Origin of the sequence: Arthrobacter sp. NyZ413, assembly GCF_049390645.1 — a bacterium.
In the GTDB taxonomy this organism is placed as follows: Bacteria; Actinomycetota; Actinomycetes; order Actinomycetales; family Micrococcaceae; genus Arthrobacter.
In genome coordinates this window covers 3,708,498-3,726,243 of the sequence record NZ_CP155434.1, presented here as the reverse complement: position 1 = coordinate 3,726,243, position 17,746 = coordinate 3,708,498, and the positions used below count along the sequence as shown (strand labels likewise).

Below are 17,746 nucleotides of genomic sequence, written 5' to 3'. Positions count from 1 at the left end.
TATTCACCCTTTCTACGGTTTATTCCAAGGTTTCCATGCAGGTCGGCGGCGGATTTCGGTCTACCGAAAGAGGTTTAAATTACCCGCCGGTAGGCCTTCTGGAAGGCTTCCCGGGCGGATATTCTCTTTAGGGACTTCACGGAGTCCAAGGACATCGGAGGGGATGCAGAGTGGCATCCACGGTGGAAAGAGGGTTTATGTCTGGCATTTTTGAAATCTTGACAGCAGGGGAACGATCCTTCCGGTTCAGGCTGACGGCCGATGATGGAACTGTAGTGGCAGTGTCGCCCAAGTTCCCGGATATCCAGGCCTTGGTGGCCGGAATATCGGCGGTCAGGGAGAATGCAGCAACGGGATTCGTGGTGGATCATCGGGCCTTAGGGGCAGCTCAATAGAATTTTTTCCCGCAAGGGGCCAAAAGAAAGTCGGCGGCAGTGCTCATGAGCACTGCCGCCGACTTTTTTCTTAGCTTTCGCCGCCTGCCCCACCGGTGGTGCCGGCGGTCACATCCAACAATTTGTATCGGTCAATCGCGTACAAGGGCGCGCCTGGATCGATTTCGCCGCGTTGGGCGAGGAGTTGGAGGGTTTTGGTGACGATGGAGTGGGTGTCGTTTTTGAAGTAGCGTCGGGCGGCTTGGCGGGTGTCGGAGAAGCCGAAGCCGTCGGCGCCGAGGGAGGCGAAGTCGTTGGGGATGAATTGTCGGATTTGGTCGGGGACGGCTTTCATGTAGTCCGAGACGGCGATGACGGGGCCGTGGGCTCCGGCGAGTTGTTGGGTGATGAAGGGGGTGGGTGCGGGTTCGCCGGGGTTGAGGAAGTGGTGTTCTTCGGCGGCGAGGCCGTCGCGTCGGAGTTCGTTCCAGGAGGTCACGGACCAGACGTCGGCTGCGATGTTCCAGTCCTGGTCGAGGATGTGCTGGGCTTCGAGGGCCCAGGGGACGGAGACGCCGGAGGCGAGGATCTGGGCGCGGGGTTTGGTGCCGGGTTCGGGGGCGTCGGAGAGTTTGTAGATGCCTTTGATGATGCCGGTGGTGTCGAGGTTGGCTGGTTCGGCGGGTTGGGTGATGGGTTCGTTGTAGACGGTGAGGTAGTACATCAGGTTCCGGTCTTGGGAGTCCGGTCCGTACATGTTGTTGAGGCCGTCGTGGAAGATGTGGGCGATTTCGTAGCCGTAGGCGGGGTCGTAGGTGCGTACGGCGGGGTTGGTGGAGGCGAGCAGGGGGGAGTGTCCGTCGGCGTGTTGGAGTCCTTCGCCGGTGAGGGTGGTCCGTCCTGCGGTGGCGCCGATGATGAAGCCGCGGGTCATTTGGTCCGCGGCGGCCCAGAAGGAGTCTCCGGTGCGTTGGAAGCCGAACATGGAGTAGAAGACGTAGATGGGCAAGAGGGGTTCGCCGTGGGTGGCGTAGGAGGTTCCGGCGGCGGTGAACGCGGCCACGGCGCCGGCTTCGTTGATGCCGGGGTGGATGAGTTGGCCGGCGGGTGATTCCTTGTAGGCCAGGACGAGGTCGCGGTCCACGGAGAGGTAGTTCTGGCCTTTGGGGTTGTAGATTTTCGCGGTGGGGAAGAACGCGTCCATGCCGAAGGTGCGGGATTCGTCCGGGACGACGGGCACGAAGCGGTGGCCGAAGTTTTTGTCCCGCATGAGGTCTTTCAGGAGGCGGACGAAGGCCATGGTGGTCGCGGCTTTTTGTTTGCCGGAGCCGCGTTTGGCGACGTCGTAGGATTTGTCCTCGGGCAGGGTGACCGGGGTGTGGGCGGTGCGGCGTTCGGGCAGGGACCCGCCCAGGGCGGCGCGGCGGTCGAGCATGTAGCGGATTTCCGGGGCGTCGGTGCCGGGGTGGTAGTACGGGGGCCGGTAGAGGTCGTTTTCCAGGGCTTCGTCCGGGATGGGGATGCGCAGGTGGTCGCGGAAGGACTTCAGGTCCTCCAGGGTCAGTTTCTTCATCTGGTGGGTCGCGTTGCGGCCCTCGAAGTGGGGTCCGAGTCCGTAGCCCTTGACGGTTTTGGCCAGGATCACGGTGGGTTTGCCCTTGAATTCGGTCGCGGCCTTGTACGCGGCGTAGACCTTGCGGTAGTCGTGGCCGCCGCGTTTGAGGTTCCAGATCTGGTCATCGGAGAGGTCCGCGACGAGGTCCTTGGTGGCCGGGGACTTGCCGAAGAAGTGTTCGCGGACGAACCCGCCGGACTCGGCCTTGTAGGTCTGGTAGTCCCCGTCGACGGTTTCGTTCATGATGTTCACCAGGGCGCCGTCGGTGTCGCGGGCGAGCAGTTCGTCCCATTCCCGGCCCCAGACGACCTTGATCACGTTCCAGCCCGCGCCGCGGAAGAACGCTTCGAGTTCCTGCATGATCTTCCCGTTCCCGCGCACGGGACCGTCCAGGCGCTGGAGGTTGCAGTTGATCACGAAGTTCAGGTTGTCCAGGTTCTCGTTCGCTGCCAGCTGCAGCAGGCCCCTCGACTCGGGCTCGTCCATTTCCCCGTCGCCCAGGAACGCCCAGACCTGCTGTTCGGAGGTGTCCTTGATGCCCCGGCCGTGCAGGTACCGGTTGGACTGGGCCTGGTAGATCGCGTTCATCGGGCCGATGCCCATCGACACGGTCGGGAATTCCCAGAACCCGGGCATCAGGCGCGGGTGCGGGTAGGAGGACAGGGCATGGCCGGCCTTGGACTTTTCCTGCCGGAACCCGTCCAGGTCCTCCTCCGTGAGGCGGCCTTCCATGAACGCCCGGGCATACATGCCCGGGGACGCGTGGCCCTGGAAGAAGACCTGGTCACCGCCCGAGGGGTGGTCCTTGCCGCGGAAGAAATGATTGAACCCGACCTCGTACAACGTCGCGGCCCCGGCATAGGTGGAAATATGCCCGCCCACCCCGATATCGGCCCGCTGCGCCCGGTGGACCATGACCGCGGCGTTCCAGCGCATGTACGCCCGGTACCGGCGCTCGAACTCCTCGTTGCCCGGGAACACCGGCTCCTGGTCCGCCGGGATCGTGTTCACGTAATCGGTCGTGGTCACCATCGGCACCCCCACCGACTGGGACCCCGCCCGCTGAAGCAGGCTGCGCATGATGAACTGCGCCCGCTCCGTACCCTGCTCCCTGATCAACGCATCCAAAGACTCAACCCACTCGGCCGTCTCCTGGGGATCACGATCAGGCAACTGGGAAGTCAACCCGCTAAGGATGTGTGAGGTCTCTTCTCCTGCAGCCACGTCCAACCTCTCTTCATTGAATGCCTGGGCGCTGCACTGTAGTGCGCACTTGTACTTGGCAAGAAAATCTAGCAAGAAATTTCGTAGTGTGAGAATAAAATTCTGTAATTCGAGATTAGCTAGACGCCTGCCGGGCGTCAATCCGAGGCCCCTGCGCCTAGGCTGCGGAAGTCCGAAGAGCTCCTGCCGAGTGGTTTGTGACCGAAGCCTTCACTCCCGACCCCTTGACCTGAGGTGACCTAGCTCATACAGTTATTTCACTATTCAATAACTAGATTCCACGATGCGAAAAACTCTCCCAAAGCGTCCCGGAACCTAGTTGCAGCACCACAAAGAAGTGGAGATCCACGATGCAATCGACTTCCCCGGTCGGCGTCACATCGACTCCGGAGCAGGCCTCGCTCACTGAAAGTTCGCTACATCCCGCAGCAGGAAACGAAGTCCTCTGTGAGGTAGCGTCCGCTTCGGCAGGCCGCACCATCAGCCCCACCCTCTACAACCTCGACCTCGCTCCCACCAAGAAGGAAGGGCGGCGCTGGACGAGCTACAGCATCTTCACCCTCTGGGCCAATGACGTCCACAGCCTGGGTAACTATGCTTTCGCCATCGGCCTCTTCTCCCTTGGACTCGGCGGCTGGCAAATCCTCGTCGCCTTGGGAATCGGCGCCGTCCTGCTTTTCACCCTCCTGACGTTCTCCGGCTTCATGGGCCAAAAGACGGGCGTCCCGTTCCCCGTCATGAGCAGGATCAGCTTCGGCATCAGGGGAGCCCAGCTGGCCAGCTTGATCCGTGGAGCCGTGGCCGTCGCCTGGTTCGGGATCCAAACCTACCTCGCCTCGGTGGTACTCCGGGTCATGGTCGTCGCGATGTTCCCGGGACTCAAAGACCTGGATTCCAACTCCATCCTCGGCCTGTCCACGCTGGGCTGGATCGCGTTCGTTTCGCTCTGGATCGTGCAGCTCGTCATTGTCAGCTTCGGCATGGAGATGATCCGCAAGTATGAGGCCTTCGCCGGCCCCATCATCCTCGCCACCATGCTCGCAATCGCCATTTGGGTCTTCGTGGAAGCCGGCGGAGCCATCCAGTGGTCCGGCATCAAGGGCCTCGAAGGCGGCGAGATGTGGCGCACGATCTTCGCCGGCGGAGCCCTGTGGGTTTCCATCTACGGCACGTTCGTCCTGAACTTCTGCGACTTCACCCGTTCTTCGGTCTCCAAGAAGTCGATTGTCCGCGGCAACTTCTGGGGCATTCCCATCAACATGCTCCTCTTCGGCGCAATCGTGGTCATCATGGCCGGCGGCCAGTACAAGATCAACGGCCGGATCATCGAGAGCCCCTCGGACATCGTCCAGAGCATTCCCAACACGCTCTTCCTGGTCCTGGCTTGCCTCGCGCTGCTGATCCTGACCATCGCGGTGAACCTCATGGCCAACTTCGTGGCACCGGTGTACGCCCTGACCAACCTCTTCCCGAAGCACCTGAACTTCCGCCGGGCAGCCTGGGTCAGCGGAACCATCGGCCTCATCATCCTGCCGTGGAACCTCTACAACAACCCCGTGGTCATCGTTTACTTCCTCGGTGGACTCGGTGCGCTGCTCGGGCCGCTGTTCGGCGTCGTCATGGCCGACTACTGGTTGATCCGCCGCGGTAAGGTCAACGTCCTTGACCTCTACACGGACACCCCGACCGGAACCTACTTCTACAAGCGTGGCGTGAACCCGCGGGCCATCACGGCAATGATTCCGGCAGCCACCGTCGCGATCCTCATCGCCTTCATTCCCGCCCTCGAAGTGATCGCCCCCTTCGCCTGGTTCTTCGGTGCCGGCATCGGAGCCCTCTGCTACTACTTCATGGCGGACAAGAAGCAGCAGCACCAGGACGTCTCCGGCGAGCCGATCGCCGTCGTCAGCAACCACTGACAGCAGAACCCCAGCGACAACCAGCAACAAGAGCCAGCGCGCGCCTTCGACAGGGGGCGCGCGCTGGCAGCCCCGGAAGGAAAACCATGCGAATCCTCGTCGCAAACGTCAACACCACCCAGACCATGACGGACTCGATCGCAGCGCAGGCGCGGGCGGCCGCCGCTCCCGGCACCGAGATCGTCGGCATCACGCCACGCTTCGGCGCGGACTCCTGCGAAGGGAACTTCGAAAGCTACCTCGCCGCCATCGCGGTGATGGACAAGGTAGTCAACTACCCCGAACCGTTCGACGCCGTCATCCAGGCCGGCTACGGCGAACACGGCCGCGAAGGACTCCAGGAACTCCTCGATGTACCGGTCGTGGACATCACCGAAGCAGCCGCCAGCACCGCGATGTTCCTTGGCCACAAATATTCGGTTGTCACCACCCTGGACCGCGCGGTTCCGCTCATCGAGGACCGCCTCAAGCTTGCCGGCCTCGAGGCCCGTTGCGCGTCAGTCCGGGCGAGCGGCATGGCCGTGCTGGAACTCGAGGAATACCCGGAGCGGGCAGTGGAAGCGATTGTCGAGCAGGCCGAGCGGGCAGTGCGGGACGACAAAGCCGAAGTGATTGTCCTCGGTTGCGGCGGCATGGCCGGGCTCGACGAGCAGATCCGCCAGCGTTGCGGTGTTCCGGTGGTGGACGGCGTAGCCGCCGCGGTGACCATCGCCGAGTCGTTGGTCCGCCTCGGGCTTTCGACGTCGAAGGTCCGCACTTACGCCGCGCCGCGCCCCAAAACCGTCATAGGCTGGCCCCTGAACATCACGGACGCCGCCGCCGAAGCGCCCGCCGCACACTAACCTCCAGGAGTACCGCGTGAGCGAAACCAGTCCCGCCCAGCCCCGGGTCGCCGTCGTCACCGGAGCCGGTTCCGGCATCGGGCGGGCGGTTGCCCGGCTCCTGCTGTCCGAGGGGTACCGGGTGGCCCTCGCGGGACGCCGCGAGGCGCAGCTCACGGAAACCGCCGACGGCCACTCCGAGGCGCTCGTGGTGCCGTGCGACGTGACAGTGCCCGACGACGTCGAGCGCCTTTTCGCCGCTGCCCGCGAGCGCTGGGGGAGGGTGGACGTGCTGTTCAACAACGCCGGCATTTTCGGCCCGTCGGGCGCGGTGGACGAGATCGGCGTGGACGATTGGAACGCTACCCTCGCGGTCAACGTCACAGGTTCCATGCTGTGCGCCGCCGAGGCCGTGCGGACCATGAAGGCGCAGGAGCCGCAAGGCGGGCGCATCATCAACAACGGCTCCATTTCGGCCCATTCGCCGCGGCCGCTGTCCGTCGCGTACACCGTCAGCAAGCACGCGATGAGCGGACTCACCAAGAGCATTGAGCTTGACGGGCGCCCCTATGGGATCACCTGCGGCCAGATCGACATCGGCAACACCCGGACCGAGATCATGGACACCATCGGCGTCGGTTCCGGGGCGCTCCAGGCCGACGGCAGCAGGCGCGTCGAGCCGATGTTCCCCGTGCAGGACGCGGCCCGGGCAGTCCTTATGATGGCCAACATGCCGGCTTCGGCCAACGTCGGTTCCGTGGTGGTCACCGCCGCGGGAATGCCTTTCGTCGGGCGCGGCTAACCCCGGAGTTTGTGTACACCTAACACCCCCTAAAACACCTCTTAAAGGGTGTCAGGTGTACACAAACTCGCCGGTTGCCGGGCTGGCCTGTGGATAACGGATTTCTGCGGGCCGATTTATGCCTCAATAGGGCATGCGCAAATTGTCCGAACTCCCCGGCGAAATGTCCCGTCGCGCGTTCAGCGTGGAGGCCGCCCTGGGGCTCGGAGTGCCCTCCAAGCGGTTGTTGGCGGCGGACCTCCTGTGCCCGAGCCGGGGCCTCCGGGTTCCGATTGGTAGCGTGCAGTCGATCCTGGACCTGGCCCGCCCCCACTTGGCCCTGCACGACGGCGACTTCTTCAGCCACGTGAGTTCTGCCGAGATACTTGGCATCCCCCTGCCGCCTTGGGCGCAGTTCAAGCCCGACGACGGCGGGCCGGTGACCGCGCTCGTCGAACCTGTTCCGTGGGGACCCAAAAGCGGTGCCCACTTTCGCGAGCCCGGGCGCTTCCTGCACCTTTCGCGGGCGCGCCACGCTTCCCTGCCGCGGCGCAGGGGCGTGGCAGGGCACCGGCTCAAGATTCGCGACGGCGACTTGGTGGAGAGGCACGGAGTCGTCTTGACGTCCCCGGCGCGAACGTGGGTGGACCTCGCCACCATGCTGCCGATGAATGACCTGATCGTGGCCGGGGATGCGATTGTCAGCGAGCACGAACGTACCTTCGGACCGCCCAGGATTCCTTTGGTGAGTCTCGCGGAACTGCAGGAGTTCGTCGAGAAAGCCAACGGCGTCCACGGAGTACGGAAGGCAAGGATCGCCATCGATTTTTTGCGCGTTGGCGTGGATTCCCCGCCCGAGACCGAACTTAGGCTTCTGCTCGACGACGCAGGCTTGCCGGAGTTCACGCCGAACTATCCCGTATTGGACATCCTTGGCCGTCCTGTCTGGACCGACCTCGGGTGTCCCGAGTACCGGACGTGCTTGGAATACGAAGGCCCCCACCATTTGTCGCCCGAGCAACAAGCACTGGATGCCTATCGGGACCAGCGCGTCGCGGAGGCCGGCTGGCGTCAGGTGAAAATCAACAAAGTCGATATGCAGCGTGGTCCGGTGTGGGTGGTGTCGCGCGTCGCCCTGGCGCTGCGGAAGGCGGGTTGGTCCCGTTGAGTTTGTGTACAGATGATGCCCTTAAAGCGCCTGTTAAAGGGTGTTAGGTGTACACAAACTCTCTACAGGGGGAGTAGCTCCGACAGGTCCGCGCGCAGGCCCGAAGCCGCGACGCGTCCGGCGTCCACCGCGTCCGCCCACGACATGCGGCCGGTCACCATTTCCAGCCAGGTGGCGGCGTCGCACTCAATGACGTTCGGCGGAGTGCCGCGCGTATGCCGGGGACCCTCGACGCACTGCGTGACGCCAAACGGCGGCACGCGGACCTCCACGGAGTTGCCCGGTGCGCGTGCGGTGAGTTCCTCCAAGGAGTACCGCACCGCGGTGGCCAGGACAGAGCGCGACGGCGGCGACTCGGGCTGGGTGCCCTGCCATTCAGCCAGTGCCGCCCGGCCTTGTTCGACGTCGATCCGGCGCCGTGCAGTTGCCATTCTCCGGTTCTCCAATCAGTCCAGCCGCTTCAATCAGTCCAGCATCGCTGAGACCGCGTGACCCAGGCGGATCTTGCCCACGGCGTGGCCGCCGCCGAGGACGGGCTCAACCACCTTTTCAAGCACGCTGGAAACACCCGGGATATCGACCGCCCCCACAACTGCGAGCAGGGTAAGCCCAACCAAGGTGGCCGCCCGGGGGTTTCCGTCAAGGATCTTCACCGCGACAGACGCACCGGTCGGCGTCGCCATGACCAAGACCCCTTCCGCGCCGCCCTTGGCAATGACATCGAGTTCGTCCATGACAATCGTGTTCGCTTCGCCCCGCCCCTGGACGGCCCAAGGGTAATCCAACATGGACGTCGCGATGGTTGCGGCCCGGGCGTTGGAGTTCCGGTCCCGGGGAGCCCGTGCGAGCCGCGAATAAGCCCGCGCAAGTCCAGTCAATGAGATTGCCGCCACCGGGGCCCCGCAGCCGTCGATGCCCAGGTGGGCGATCTTTTCGCCGCTGTACTCCTCGATCACGGAACGCACACGCTGCTGGAGGGGATGGTTCGGCTCAAGGTAGCTGTGGGTGTCCCAGCCGTTCTCGGTGCATGCCCAAAGGAACGCGGCATGTTTGCCTGAGCAATTGAACGCGAGCTTCGACCTCCCTTTCTCCGAACGGACCAGCCAATTGCGGGCGATTTCGTCCTCTGGCCACGCAGGCGGGCACTGAAGCTGTTCCTCCCGGACTCCTGCTGCTTTGAGCATGCCTTCCACGACGTCCATGTGGTCCAGGGATCCAATGTGGCTGGCGCAGGCCAAGGCCACCTGCGCGCCGCGCAACGGGACGCCAGACTGCATCGCAGCGAGGGCCTGGAATGGCTTGAGGGCAGAACGGGCGTAAATGGGTGTGGTGACGTCCCCGAGTTGGGCTACCACCGTGCCATCGCCGGAAAGGACCACGGCCGAGCCGATATGCCGCGATTCGATGAATCCGCTGCGCTCAACAACGGCCAACTCAACCGCGGACTCAACGCTGAAAGTCTCATGCGAACTCAAGGGCATGAGCCAAGTCTATGGCTCGGAATCCCCGTTTTCCGGCTAGCCCACGGTGTGTATGGGTCTGACGAGGAGCATGCTCATTTTTGGTGCTGTGGAGTGGGCATAGTGGTGTTATGTCCTTTGCTCGTGGCGAGGGGAGCGCATGCTCGGTCGAGGAAACAGCTTAGGACTCCGGCGCCGGCACAAAGTACCCTTGAGGACTGTGAAGGTACTCGTCATTGGCCCCGGGGGCCGCGAACACGCCATTGTCCGCTCATTGCTCAAAGATCCCAACGTTTCCGAGGTCCATTCGGCACCGGGGAACGCCGGCATTGCCAAGTTGGTCCCCACGTACGCGATCGACGGCAACGATCCCGCCGCAGTCACCGCGCTGGCCACGAAGCTCGCGGTTGACCTGGTGGTCGTTGGCCCCGAGGCTCCCCTCGCAGCGGGAGTCTCCGATGCCGTCCGTGAAGCCGGCATTCCGGTCTTCGGACCCAGCAAGGCCGCCGCGCAGCTTGAGGCATCCAAGGCCTTCGCCAAAGAGGTTATGGCCGAAGCCGGTGTGCCCACCGCCATGGCCCGCGTGGCCACCAACGCAGAGGAAGCCGCCGACGCCCTGGACACCTTCGGCGCTCCGCACGTCGTCAAGGATGACGGCCTGGCCGCCGGCAAGGGTGTTGTTGTCACCAACAACCGCGAGGAAGCCCTCGCCCACGCGCAGGCCTGCTTCGACGCCGGTGGTTCCGTGGTGATCGAGGAGTACCTGGACGGCCCCGAGGTTTCCCTGTTCGTCCTGTGCGACGGCCGGACTACCGTCCCGCTGTCCCCGGCCCAGGACTTCAAGCGGATCTACGACAACGACGAAGGCCCCAACACCGGTGGCATGGGCGCCTACACTCCGCTTGACTGGGCGCCGGAAGGCCTCGTGCAGGAAGTCATCGACCGCGTAGCCCAGCCCACCGTGGACGAAATGGCAAGCCGAGGGACCCCGTTCGTCGGCGTCCTCTACTGCGGCCTGGCCCTGACTTCCCGCGGCACGCGCGTCATCGAGTTCAACGCCCGTTTCGGCGACCCCGAAACCCAGGCCGTCCTCGCCCGCCTCAAGACCCCCCTCGGCGCCCTCATGCTGGCAGCCGCCAAGGGCGAACTGGACCAGGCCGAAGAGCTGCGCTGGTCGAAGGACTCGGCCGTCGCCGTCGTCGTCGCCGCCGAAAACTACCCGGACACGCCCCGCACGGGCGACCGCATCCGCGGGTTGAACAAGGTTGACGCGCTGGAAGGCGTCCACGTCATCCACGCCGGCACCAAGCTGGACGATGAAGGCCGGATCATTTCCGCCGGCGGCCGCGTGCTTGCGGTTGTGGCGCTCGGAACCGACCTCGTGGAGGCCCGTGAGCGGGCTTACGACGGCGTTGAGCTGGTTCAGCTCGACGGCGGACAGTTCCGTACGGACATCGCTGGTAAGGCGGCCAGGGGAGAGATCCACGTTTCCTCCACCGCCACCGGATCCATCCCGAACGTAAAGGCCTGAGCCATGACTGAGAGCAACACTCAAGGACTGCAGACGCAAACCCTCGACCTTCCCGGCTGGCAGCATGTCTACTCCGGCAAGGTCCGCGACCTCTACGTTCCCGCCGAAGATTCCGTGAAGGAACTCGTCGGCCAGGATTGCGTCTTGGTGGTGGCCAGCGACCGTATCAGCGCCTTCGACCACGTGCTGAGCAGCGAAATCCCGGACAAGGGCCGCGTGCTGACGCAATTGAGCCTGTGGTGGTTCGATCAGTTGGGCGTGGAGCACCACGTGTTGGCGTCGACGGCGGCGGGAGGCGTTCCGGCGGAGGTCGAGGGCCGTGCGATGATCTGCAAGCGACTGGACATGTTCCCCGTTGAATGCATCGCCCGCGGATACCTCACGGGTTCCGGGCTCCTCGAGTACCGCAAGTCCGGCACCGTATGCGAGATTCCGTTGCCGGCCGGTTTGGTTGACGGCTCGCGCCTGGAGCATGCGATCTTCACGCCGTCCGCGAAAGCCGAGGTTGGCGAGCACGACGAGAACATCACGTATGACGACGTCGTTGCCATGGTGGGTGACGACATCGCCGCCCGCTTGAGCGAGCTGACGGTGAAGATCTACACCCGGGCCGAAGAGATCGCGCGCGAGCGCGGCATCATCCTGGCCGACACCAAGGTGGAGTTCGGCATCGACGCCGCCACGGGAGTCATTACCTTGGGCGACGAAGTCCTGACGCCGGACTCGTCGCGATTCTGGGACGCCGCCACCTACGAGCCGGGCAAGGCGCAGCCCTCCTACGACAAGCAGTTCGTGCGCGACTGGCTGACCTCGGCAGAATCCGGTTGGGACCGCGCGAGCGACACCCCGCCGCCCGCGCTGCCGGCAGACGTCGTGGACAAGACCCGCGCCCGTTACGTGGAAGCCTACGAGAAGCTGACCGGCCGGACTTTCGCCTAGCCGGGGCCCGCGCCAGCTCGGAGGTCAGCCGGCCCGGGCCGACTTCGCCGTCCCACTGTGCTGAGCTGTTCCGTGAGGGTCCGCTCCGTTGTGAGGTGCCGCTCCCTTGTGGTGCGTGGCTGAGCCGCGCTGTTGGGGCGTCGCGTCGTGCTCGACGGCGGCCGGTTCCGTAGGAGCGTTGCTCGCCGGGGGGGTGCCGCTCCCGGCGGCCGCGCGGCGCTCCGCGAGCCGGATTTCCAAAGCTGAGTCCATGGCCTGCTGGACCCGGTCGGCCGCGCCGGCGGCGGAAAAGTCGCGTTGGGCTTCCTCGAGATGGAGCAAAGCATCGGCGTTCTCGCCAGCGGCCTTGAGCGCCTTGCCGAGGAGCAGCGCGACCTCGCCGGCTGTGTGGCGGGCCAGGACTTCGCGGTCGGCGTGGATTTCGCGCAGCTTGGTGATTGCCGCGGGGATGTCGCCCGTCAAGTACAGCCAGCGGGAACGGATGAAAGCGACCTCGAGCTGGTCCGTCTTGTTGCCGCCGACAATGGACAGCGCGAGTTCTGCACGTTCGATCGCGGAGAGCGTCTCCGGCTCCACGATGCCCGACGACAACCTGACCGCCGCCGAAGCCTTGTTGAAGCGGGCCCACAGCTCAATATCGTTCGCGGGGGAGAGCAGCTTGGCCGCGCGCTCGTGGTGCTTGATGCCCTCCACGTAGTCGTGGCGCATGAAGGCGACGTTTCCGATGACCCAAGCAACTTCGCCGGCGAGCTGGGACATCGAGTAGTTGTCCATCTGCTCGTTCATGGCCTGGCAATAGGTCCAGGCTTCGTCGAGCCGGCCGCTTTCGGCAAGCGCTCCTATGAGTGCCCGGTGCGCACCGATGATCAGCGTGGAGCCCTTGGGCAGCTGCGCGGACAGCCTCACGGCTTCCAAAGCGTGCTCGACGGCGGTGGACAGTTGGCCTTGTCCGTGGCAGACCGCTGCGAGCATCTGACGGGCACGAACCCCGAGGCCGACGGATTCGGTGGCCATGGGATGCTCAAGCAGGTGCTGGATGATCTGCTGGCATTCCTTCAATTGCCCTTGTTTCATGAGGCACTCGGCCTGCATGTACGTCATGTTCCACCAGGCGCTGGTGTTCTTGGCCTCAAGGGCGATCTGGGCGGCGGTTGACGCGTGGCTCGCAGCGAGTGGGTAGTCCCTTAGGTCCCATGCTTGCCGGGCGTAGAGTCCGGCGAGCACGTATTCCGCGTCGCTGACAGACACCGGCTGGCTCCAAGCCTCCAAGGCCTTTGGCGCCAACTCGAGGCGCCTTGCGAGTTCTTCGATGACCTCGGCGGTAGGTTCGCGACGTCCTGTTTCAAGAAGCGAAATGTAGCTGGGTGAGTAAAGGTCGCGGCCTAATTCGGCCTGGGTCAGCCCACGTTCGAGCCGCTCGGCGCGGAGCTTTTCTCCGAATCCGTTCCCCACAGGTTCCTCCTAGAGGCTGGTCTATGCGTTGTCTTTACGCGGACACCTTGACAGTCGCTGTGGAAAACATTTTACAATGAATGTCAACAGGGACCGCGTAATTTCCGTAACGAATCCGGCTCGCATTGAGGACAAATTATGTTGAAGAAGATCGCTGCAGCAGTCGCCTTGGCCGGCGCTCTTGCATTCTCCGCCGCGGCTCCGGCCGTGGTAGCCGCAGCCCCTGTGGCAAACACCGTCAGCACGGTGCTCAGCATTGGTAACTGGCCGGATCCCATGCGGGTCTCCCAGGCGATCGGTAACTGGCCCGACCCCATGGTGGTCCCCCAAGCTATCGGCAACTGGCCGGATCCCATGTAGGCGAGGTTACACGACGGCCCCCAGCCGCCGCTTAATTCGAATGAATTGAAAAATCCCCGGACGTCGAACTGGACGTCCGGGGATTTTTTTGTGCGTCGCCCGGACGCGTCCCTCCGGATACTCTGAGGAGGCTCGCGACCGTTGTTAACAACACTTGTCTCAAAACGAAGAGTGGCTAACTAAAACCGGGCAAAGGAATGTTTTAGCGTTTTTCCAGCGATAGCGAAACGCTCGTTAAATAACGATAGAAGGCCCTTCTAGAGTAGGGCCTTCTATCAATTGGTCGGGATGACAGGATTTGAACCTGCGACCTCTTCGTCCCGAACGAAGCGCGCTACCAAGCTGCGCTACATCCCGATCCGCTGCGAAAGCAACTGTTCAAGAATAGCCGATGCCCGCCCGGATACGAAATCGAGTCCGTTCGCCTCCAGCGTCACACCAGCGATTCCTTCCACGAGCCGTGCAGGCGCGCGAAACGCCCGCCGCCGCTGATCAGTTCCGCGGGAGAGCCGTCTTCCACGATTCGCCCGTCATGCACCACGAGAACCCTGTCCGCGGTTTCCACGGTGGAGAGGCGGTGGGCGATGATGATCGCCGTCCTGCCCGAATCCGATCCCGACAGAAGATTGGAAAGGCCGGCCTGGACAAGCCGCTCTGACGGGATGTCCAAGGACGAGGTCGCCTCGTCGAGGATCAGGACCGCGGGAGCCGCGATGAAGGCCCGCGCGAAGCCGATCAACTGCCGCTGGCCCGCGGAAACCCGTCCGCCGCGCTTGTTGACGTCGGTGTCGTAACCGTCAGGCAACGCCGCGATGAAATCGTGCGCACCCACGGCCCGGGCCGCGGTCTCGATCTTTTCGCGCGTGGCGTCCGGCCGTCCCAGGGCAATGTTGTCGGCCACCGTGCCGCTGAACAGGAACGCTTCCTGGGTGACCATGACCACCGCGCGGCGCAGGTCCGCCGTCGAGAGCTCCCGGAGGTCGACGCCGTCGAGCGTCAAGGATCCCTCGGTGACATCGTAGAAGCGGGCGATCAGCTTCGCGAGGGTGGACTTGCCGGCTCCGGTCTGACCGACCAATGCCACGGTTTGCCCTGCTGGAATGTGCAGGTTGAGCTCGGGAACCACCACTTTGCCGTTGCCGTACCCGAACTCGACGCCGTGGAAGTCGATCTCGCCCCGGGCCTCCGGCAACGGCACAGGGGTCTTGGGGGGCCGCACGGTGGGAACCTCTTCGAGCAGGCCGGAGACCTTCTCCAACGCTGCCTGTGCGCTTTGGAAGGAGTTGTAGAACATGGCCATCTGGTCCACGGGCTGGAAGAAGCGCTTGGTGGAAAGGATGAGTGCCAGGAGCACGCCCACAGCCAGGCCACCGGACAGCACGCGGAAGCCGCCGACCAGCAGCACCACAGCGACGCACACGTTCCCGATCAGGACCAGTCCGGGCTGGAAGATGCCGTTCAGGTTGATGGAGCGGACCGTGACTTTGCGGTAGTGCTCCGAGAGTTCCCCGTACCGCTCGGCGTTCTTCGGCTCCCGGCGGAATGCCTTGATGGCGCGGATGCCCGTCATGGTTTCCACGAAGTGAACGATGAGGCTTGCCGATGCCACCCGGGATTCGCGGAAGGCGATCTGGGAGTGCTTCTGGTACCAGCGGGCCAGGAAGTATGCCGGGACGCCCGTGGCGAGCATGATGAGTCCGCTGACCCAGTCGAGGGCGAAGACGGTGAAGGCCGTGAAGAGCATGAACAGCAGCCCTGATGCCAAGGAGCTGACGCCGGAATCCAGCAGGTCGCGAAGCGCTTCGAGGTCAGAGGTTTGCCGAGCGATGATGCGTCCCGATGTGTACTTTTCGTGGAACTCAAGGCTGAGGCGCTGCGTGTGCCGGAAGACCCTGATCCGCAGGTCCAGGAGCATGGACTGGCTCAACTTCGCCGTCGACGTCACGTAGACGGCGGTCAGCAGCGCGGTCGCGATCGCGGCTGCCACGTACAGGACGCCGGCGAGCACCAGCGGGAAACCGTTCCCCGCTGCCAGGGAAGGCAGGGCGTGGTCGATGCCGAAGGCGATGATCGCCGGTCCCGCTACACGTGTGGCCTGCGAAAGCACCACCATGCCGAGCGTCAGCCAGAAACGCAAGCGAACGGGACGGATGAGCGACCCCAGCAAGGCGACCGACCGCCGTCGTACTGCCTTGCTTTCGCTGCGGCTCAGGTTCGAGTTTTCTTCGTTGGCGGTTCCGAAGGTGGTCATCGGCGGGCCTCCCCGGCTTGGTTCAGGCGCTGTTCGGATTTCAACTCGTGCTCGAGTTCGTCGAGCTCGCTGTCCAGGTCCTTCGGACCGGAGTCGAGGCTCGCGATCACGTAACGGTAGTGGGCGTTGCTCGCGAGCAGCTCAGTATGGGTCCCGACGGCGGTGATGCGGCCGTGCTCAAGGAGCGCCACACGGTCGGCGAGGGCTACGGTCGATGGGCGGTGGGCGACGATGAGCGTGGTGGTATCCCGGAGGACGTTACGCAACCTGGCTTCGACGAGTTCCTCGGTGTTGACGTCCAAAGCAGACAGAGGATCGTCGAGCACCAGGACCTTCGGTTTGGCCGCGATGGCCCGGGCCAGGGCAATGCGTTGCCGCTGGCCGCCGGAAAGACTCAGTCCTTCTTCGCCGATGAGCGTCTCGACGCCTTCGGGGAGCGAATACGCGAAGTGTGCCTGCGCGACGTCAAGTGCTTCGTCGAGGGCCGCTTCGGAGGTGTCCGGCGCGCCGAGCAGGACGTTGTCCCGGACCGAACTGGAAAACAACGTCGTGTCCTCGAAAGCGATCGCGACGGCGGTCCGCAGCTCCTCGATGTTAAAGTCGCGCACGTCTACGCCATCGATGCTGACAGATCCGTCGGACACGTCGTAGAGCCGGGGGACCAGTTGGAGCAGGGCGCTCTTGCCGCTGCCGGTGATGCCCACGAGGGCCATCGTCTCGCTGGGCTCGATGTCCAGGTTGATATCGTGCAGGAGCCGGGCACCGTCGTCGAACGCGAAAGCCGCGCCCCTGAAGCTGAGGGCTCCGCGCACTTCGGCCGGCGACTTCGGCTGCTCCGGGCTGGTGATGGTGTTGGGAATGTCCATGACCTCGAAGTGGCGGTCAAGCGCTGTTTTCGCCGTCAACGCCATGGCGACGAGGGCGCCCGAGACTTCCACGGGTGCCGCGACAACCGCCGCCGTCGCGAAAAACGCGACAAGCGAACCCACGCTGAGTTCGCCCGCCGACACGAGCAGCACACCCGCAACGAGCCCGACGCCGAGGGCGAGTTCCGGGAGCAGCGTCACCACGAGCGTGAAGGTGGCTTGGTGCTTGGCCTTGGCGATCTCGGTCCGCCGCAGCCCCTCGGCTTGCTCGTTGAAGTTCTCAAGCGCCTCGCGGCTGCGACCGAATGCTTTCAGCACACGGATGCCGTGGACGGACTCCTCAACCGTGGTGGCGAGGTCCCCGGCCTGGTCCTGGCTGAGCCTGGTGACAAGGCTGAACCGCCGGCGGAAGCGGAAGGAATTGATCATGATCGGCACCGCGGCGGCGAGGAAGATCAGGGCGAGCTGCCAGCTCATCGTGAACATCACGACGACGCCGATCACCACCGTGAGCGTCGTGACCACCAGCATGATGGCACCGAACGCCATCCACCGGCGTAGGAAATTCAGGTCGGTCATCGCCCGGGACAAGAGCTGCCCGGAACCCCAACGATCGTGGAACGCGACGGTGAGGTCCTGCAAGTGTCCGTACAGGGAAACCCGCATCTTCGCTTCCACTGTTGTTGCGGGATTGATGACGAATTGCCGGCGCAGGGCGACGAGGCCCGCCTCGGCTATGCCCAGCAAGAGGACAACTCCAGCGGCGACCCAGACGGCGCTGCTCGGACCGCCCGGATGAAGCGAACCGTTGATCAGGACCCGGAGCACTTGGGGGACAGCAAGCGCCATAATGCTGGCCAGTAGCGCGCTGAGCAGCCCCATGAACAGCCGCGGAAGGATTGTTCTGACGTGCGGATAGAGACGTCTTATGGAAGTGAAAAATGAGGTCTGTTTGGCCATGCCCGCTTCTCAACAGCATTGTCCC

General features: G+C 64.1%; 14 protein-coding genes and 1 tRNA gene. 8 read left to right on the top strand and 7 right to left on the bottom strand.

Annotated elements, in window-relative coordinates; genetic code table 11:
- The first annotated feature begins 197 nt into the window (after positions 1–197).
- Positions 198–395, top strand: coding sequence for a YegP family protein (locus tag ABCW42_RS17385; protein WP_423182355.1), 198 nt, complete (start codon positions 198–200; stop codon positions 393–395).
- 70 nt (positions 396–465) lie between these two features.
- Here the strand turns inward: ABCW42_RS17385 and aceE are convergent, their stop codons facing one another.
- Complete coding sequence (gene aceE / locus ABCW42_RS17380) at positions 466–3,213, bottom strand: pyruvate dehydrogenase (acetyl-transferring), homodimeric type (protein WP_423182354.1); 2,748 nt, start codon at positions 3,211–3,213, stop codon at positions 466–468.
- Between the two features lie 350 nt (positions 3,214–3,563).
- Between aceE and ABCW42_RS17375 the strand changes: the two genes are divergently transcribed.
- The 4 genes from ABCW42_RS17375 to ABCW42_RS17360 all read left to right on the top strand — a co-directional run bounded on the left by ABCW42_RS17375 (position 3,564) and on the right by ABCW42_RS17360 (position 7,902).
- Positions 3,564–5,132 (top strand): NCS1 family nucleobase:cation symporter-1, encoded by a 1,569-nt coding sequence (locus ABCW42_RS17375; RefSeq protein ID WP_423182353.1) that lies wholly within the window; start codon positions 3,564–3,566, stop codon positions 5,130–5,132.
- An 86-nt stretch (positions 5,133–5,218) separates the two neighbouring features.
- Complete coding sequence (locus ABCW42_RS17370) at positions 5,219–5,974, top strand: aspartate/glutamate racemase family protein (protein WP_423182352.1); 756 nt, start codon at positions 5,219–5,221, stop codon at positions 5,972–5,974.
- A gap of 16 nt (positions 5,975–5,990) precedes the next feature.
- Positions 5,991–6,755 carry an SDR family oxidoreductase gene (locus ABCW42_RS17365; RefSeq protein ID WP_423182351.1) on the top strand — a complete coding sequence of 255 codons (765 nt, stop codon included), beginning with the start codon at positions 5,991–5,993 and terminating at the stop codon, positions 6,753–6,755.
- Positions 6,756–6,888: 133 nt separating this feature from the next.
- The gene (locus tag ABCW42_RS17360; RefSeq protein ID WP_423182350.1) at positions 6,889–7,902 is read left to right on the top strand and encodes an endonuclease domain-containing protein; all 1,014 of its coding nucleotides are present in this window, start codon (positions 6,889–6,891) and stop codon (positions 7,900–7,902) included.
- Positions 7,903–7,964: 62 nt separating this feature from the next.
- Here the strand turns inward: ABCW42_RS17360 and ABCW42_RS17355 are convergent, their stop codons facing one another.
- Positions 7,965–8,333, bottom strand: a complete 369-nt coding sequence (locus ABCW42_RS17355) for a sterol carrier family protein (protein ID WP_423182349.1) — start codon at positions 8,331–8,333, stop codon at positions 7,965–7,967.
- A 33-nt stretch (positions 8,334–8,366) separates the two neighbouring features.
- Complete coding sequence (locus tag ABCW42_RS17350; RefSeq protein ID WP_423182348.1) at positions 8,367–9,383, bottom strand: asparaginase; 1,017 nt, start codon at positions 9,381–9,383, stop codon at positions 8,367–8,369.
- A gap of 199 nt (positions 9,384–9,582) precedes the next feature.
- On the opposite strand from ABCW42_RS17350, the gene purD reads away from it, so the two are divergent.
- Positions 9,583–10,893, top strand: coding sequence for a phosphoribosylamine--glycine ligase (gene purD / locus ABCW42_RS17345; RefSeq protein WP_423184940.1), 1,311 nt, complete (start codon positions 9,583–9,585; stop codon positions 10,891–10,893).
- 3 nt (positions 10,894–10,896) lie between these two features.
- Positions 10,897–11,832, top strand: a complete 936-nt coding sequence (locus tag ABCW42_RS17340; RefSeq protein WP_423182347.1) for a phosphoribosylaminoimidazolesuccinocarboxamide synthase — start codon at positions 10,897–10,899, stop codon at positions 11,830–11,832.
- A gap of 24 nt (positions 11,833–11,856) precedes the next feature.
- On the opposite strand, the gene ABCW42_RS17335 is transcribed toward ABCW42_RS17340, so the two are convergent.
- The gene (locus tag ABCW42_RS17335) at positions 11,857–13,284 is read right to left on the bottom strand and encodes a helix-turn-helix domain-containing protein (protein WP_423182346.1); all 1,428 of its coding nucleotides are present in this window, start codon (positions 13,282–13,284) and stop codon (positions 11,857–11,859) included.
- Between the two features lie 138 nt (positions 13,285–13,422).
- Between ABCW42_RS17335 and ABCW42_RS17330 the strand changes: the two genes are divergently transcribed.
- Complete coding sequence (locus ABCW42_RS17330; RefSeq protein WP_133205090.1) at positions 13,423–13,644, top strand: hypothetical protein; 222 nt, start codon at positions 13,423–13,425, stop codon at positions 13,642–13,644.
- Between the two features lie 280 nt (positions 13,645–13,924).
- On the opposite strand, the gene ABCW42_RS17325 is transcribed toward ABCW42_RS17330, so the two are convergent.
- The 3 genes from ABCW42_RS17325 to ABCW42_RS17315 all read right to left on the bottom strand — a co-directional run bounded on the left by ABCW42_RS17325 (position 13,925) and on the right by ABCW42_RS17315 (position 17,721).
- Positions 13,925–14,001 (bottom strand) — tRNA-Pro (locus ABCW42_RS17325).
- Between the two features lie 76 nt (positions 14,002–14,077).
- Positions 14,078–15,895: an ABC transporter ATP-binding protein gene (locus ABCW42_RS17320; protein WP_423182345.1), complete on the bottom strand. Its 1,818-nt coding sequence runs from the start codon at positions 15,893–15,895 to the stop codon at positions 14,078–14,080.
- The gene (locus ABCW42_RS17315; protein WP_423182344.1) at positions 15,892–17,721 is read right to left on the bottom strand and encodes an ABC transporter ATP-binding protein; all 1,830 of its coding nucleotides are present in this window, start codon (positions 17,719–17,721) and stop codon (positions 15,892–15,894) included. The genes ABCW42_RS17320 and ABCW42_RS17315 overlap by 4 nt, the downstream gene beginning before the upstream one ends.
- Positions 17,722–17,746 lie beyond the last annotated feature (25 nt).

What these genes read in the sequence shown, in the direction of transcription:
- ABCW42_RS17350 (WP_423182348.1), bottom strand. Translation starts at nt 9,383, where the DNA reads ATGCCCTTGAGTTCGCATGAGACTTTCAGCGTTGAGTCCGCGGTTGAG.
- ABCW42_RS17360 (WP_423182350.1), top strand. Translation starts at nt 6,889, where the DNA reads ATGCGCAAATTGTCCGAACTCCCCGGCGAAATGTCCCGTCGCGCGTTC.
- ABCW42_RS17375 (WP_423182353.1), top strand. Translation starts at nt 3,564, where the DNA reads ATGCAATCGACTTCCCCGGTCGGCGTCACATCGACTCCGGAGCAGGCC.
- ABCW42_RS17320 (WP_423182345.1), bottom strand. Translation starts at nt 15,895, where the DNA reads ATGACCACCTTCGGAACCGCCAACGAAGAAAACTCGAACCTGAGCCGC.
- ABCW42_RS17315 (WP_423182344.1), bottom strand. Translation starts at nt 17,721, where the DNA reads ATGGCCAAACAGACCTCATTTTTCACTTCCATAAGACGTCTCTATCCG.
- ABCW42_RS17385 (WP_423182355.1), top strand. Translation starts at nt 198, where the DNA reads ATGTCTGGCATTTTTGAAATCTTGACAGCAGGGGAACGATCCTTCCGG.
- ABCW42_RS17370 (WP_423182352.1), top strand. Translation starts at nt 5,219, where the DNA reads ATGCGAATCCTCGTCGCAAACGTCAACACCACCCAGACCATGACGGAC.
- ABCW42_RS17355 (WP_423182349.1), bottom strand. Translation starts at nt 8,333, where the DNA reads ATGGCAACTGCACGGCGCCGGATCGACGTCGAACAAGGCCGGGCGGCA.
- ABCW42_RS17340 (WP_423182347.1), top strand. Translation starts at nt 10,897, where the DNA reads ATGACTGAGAGCAACACTCAAGGACTGCAGACGCAAACCCTCGACCTT.
- ABCW42_RS17330 (WP_133205090.1), top strand. Translation starts at nt 13,423, where the DNA reads ATGTTGAAGAAGATCGCTGCAGCAGTCGCCTTGGCCGGCGCTCTTGCA.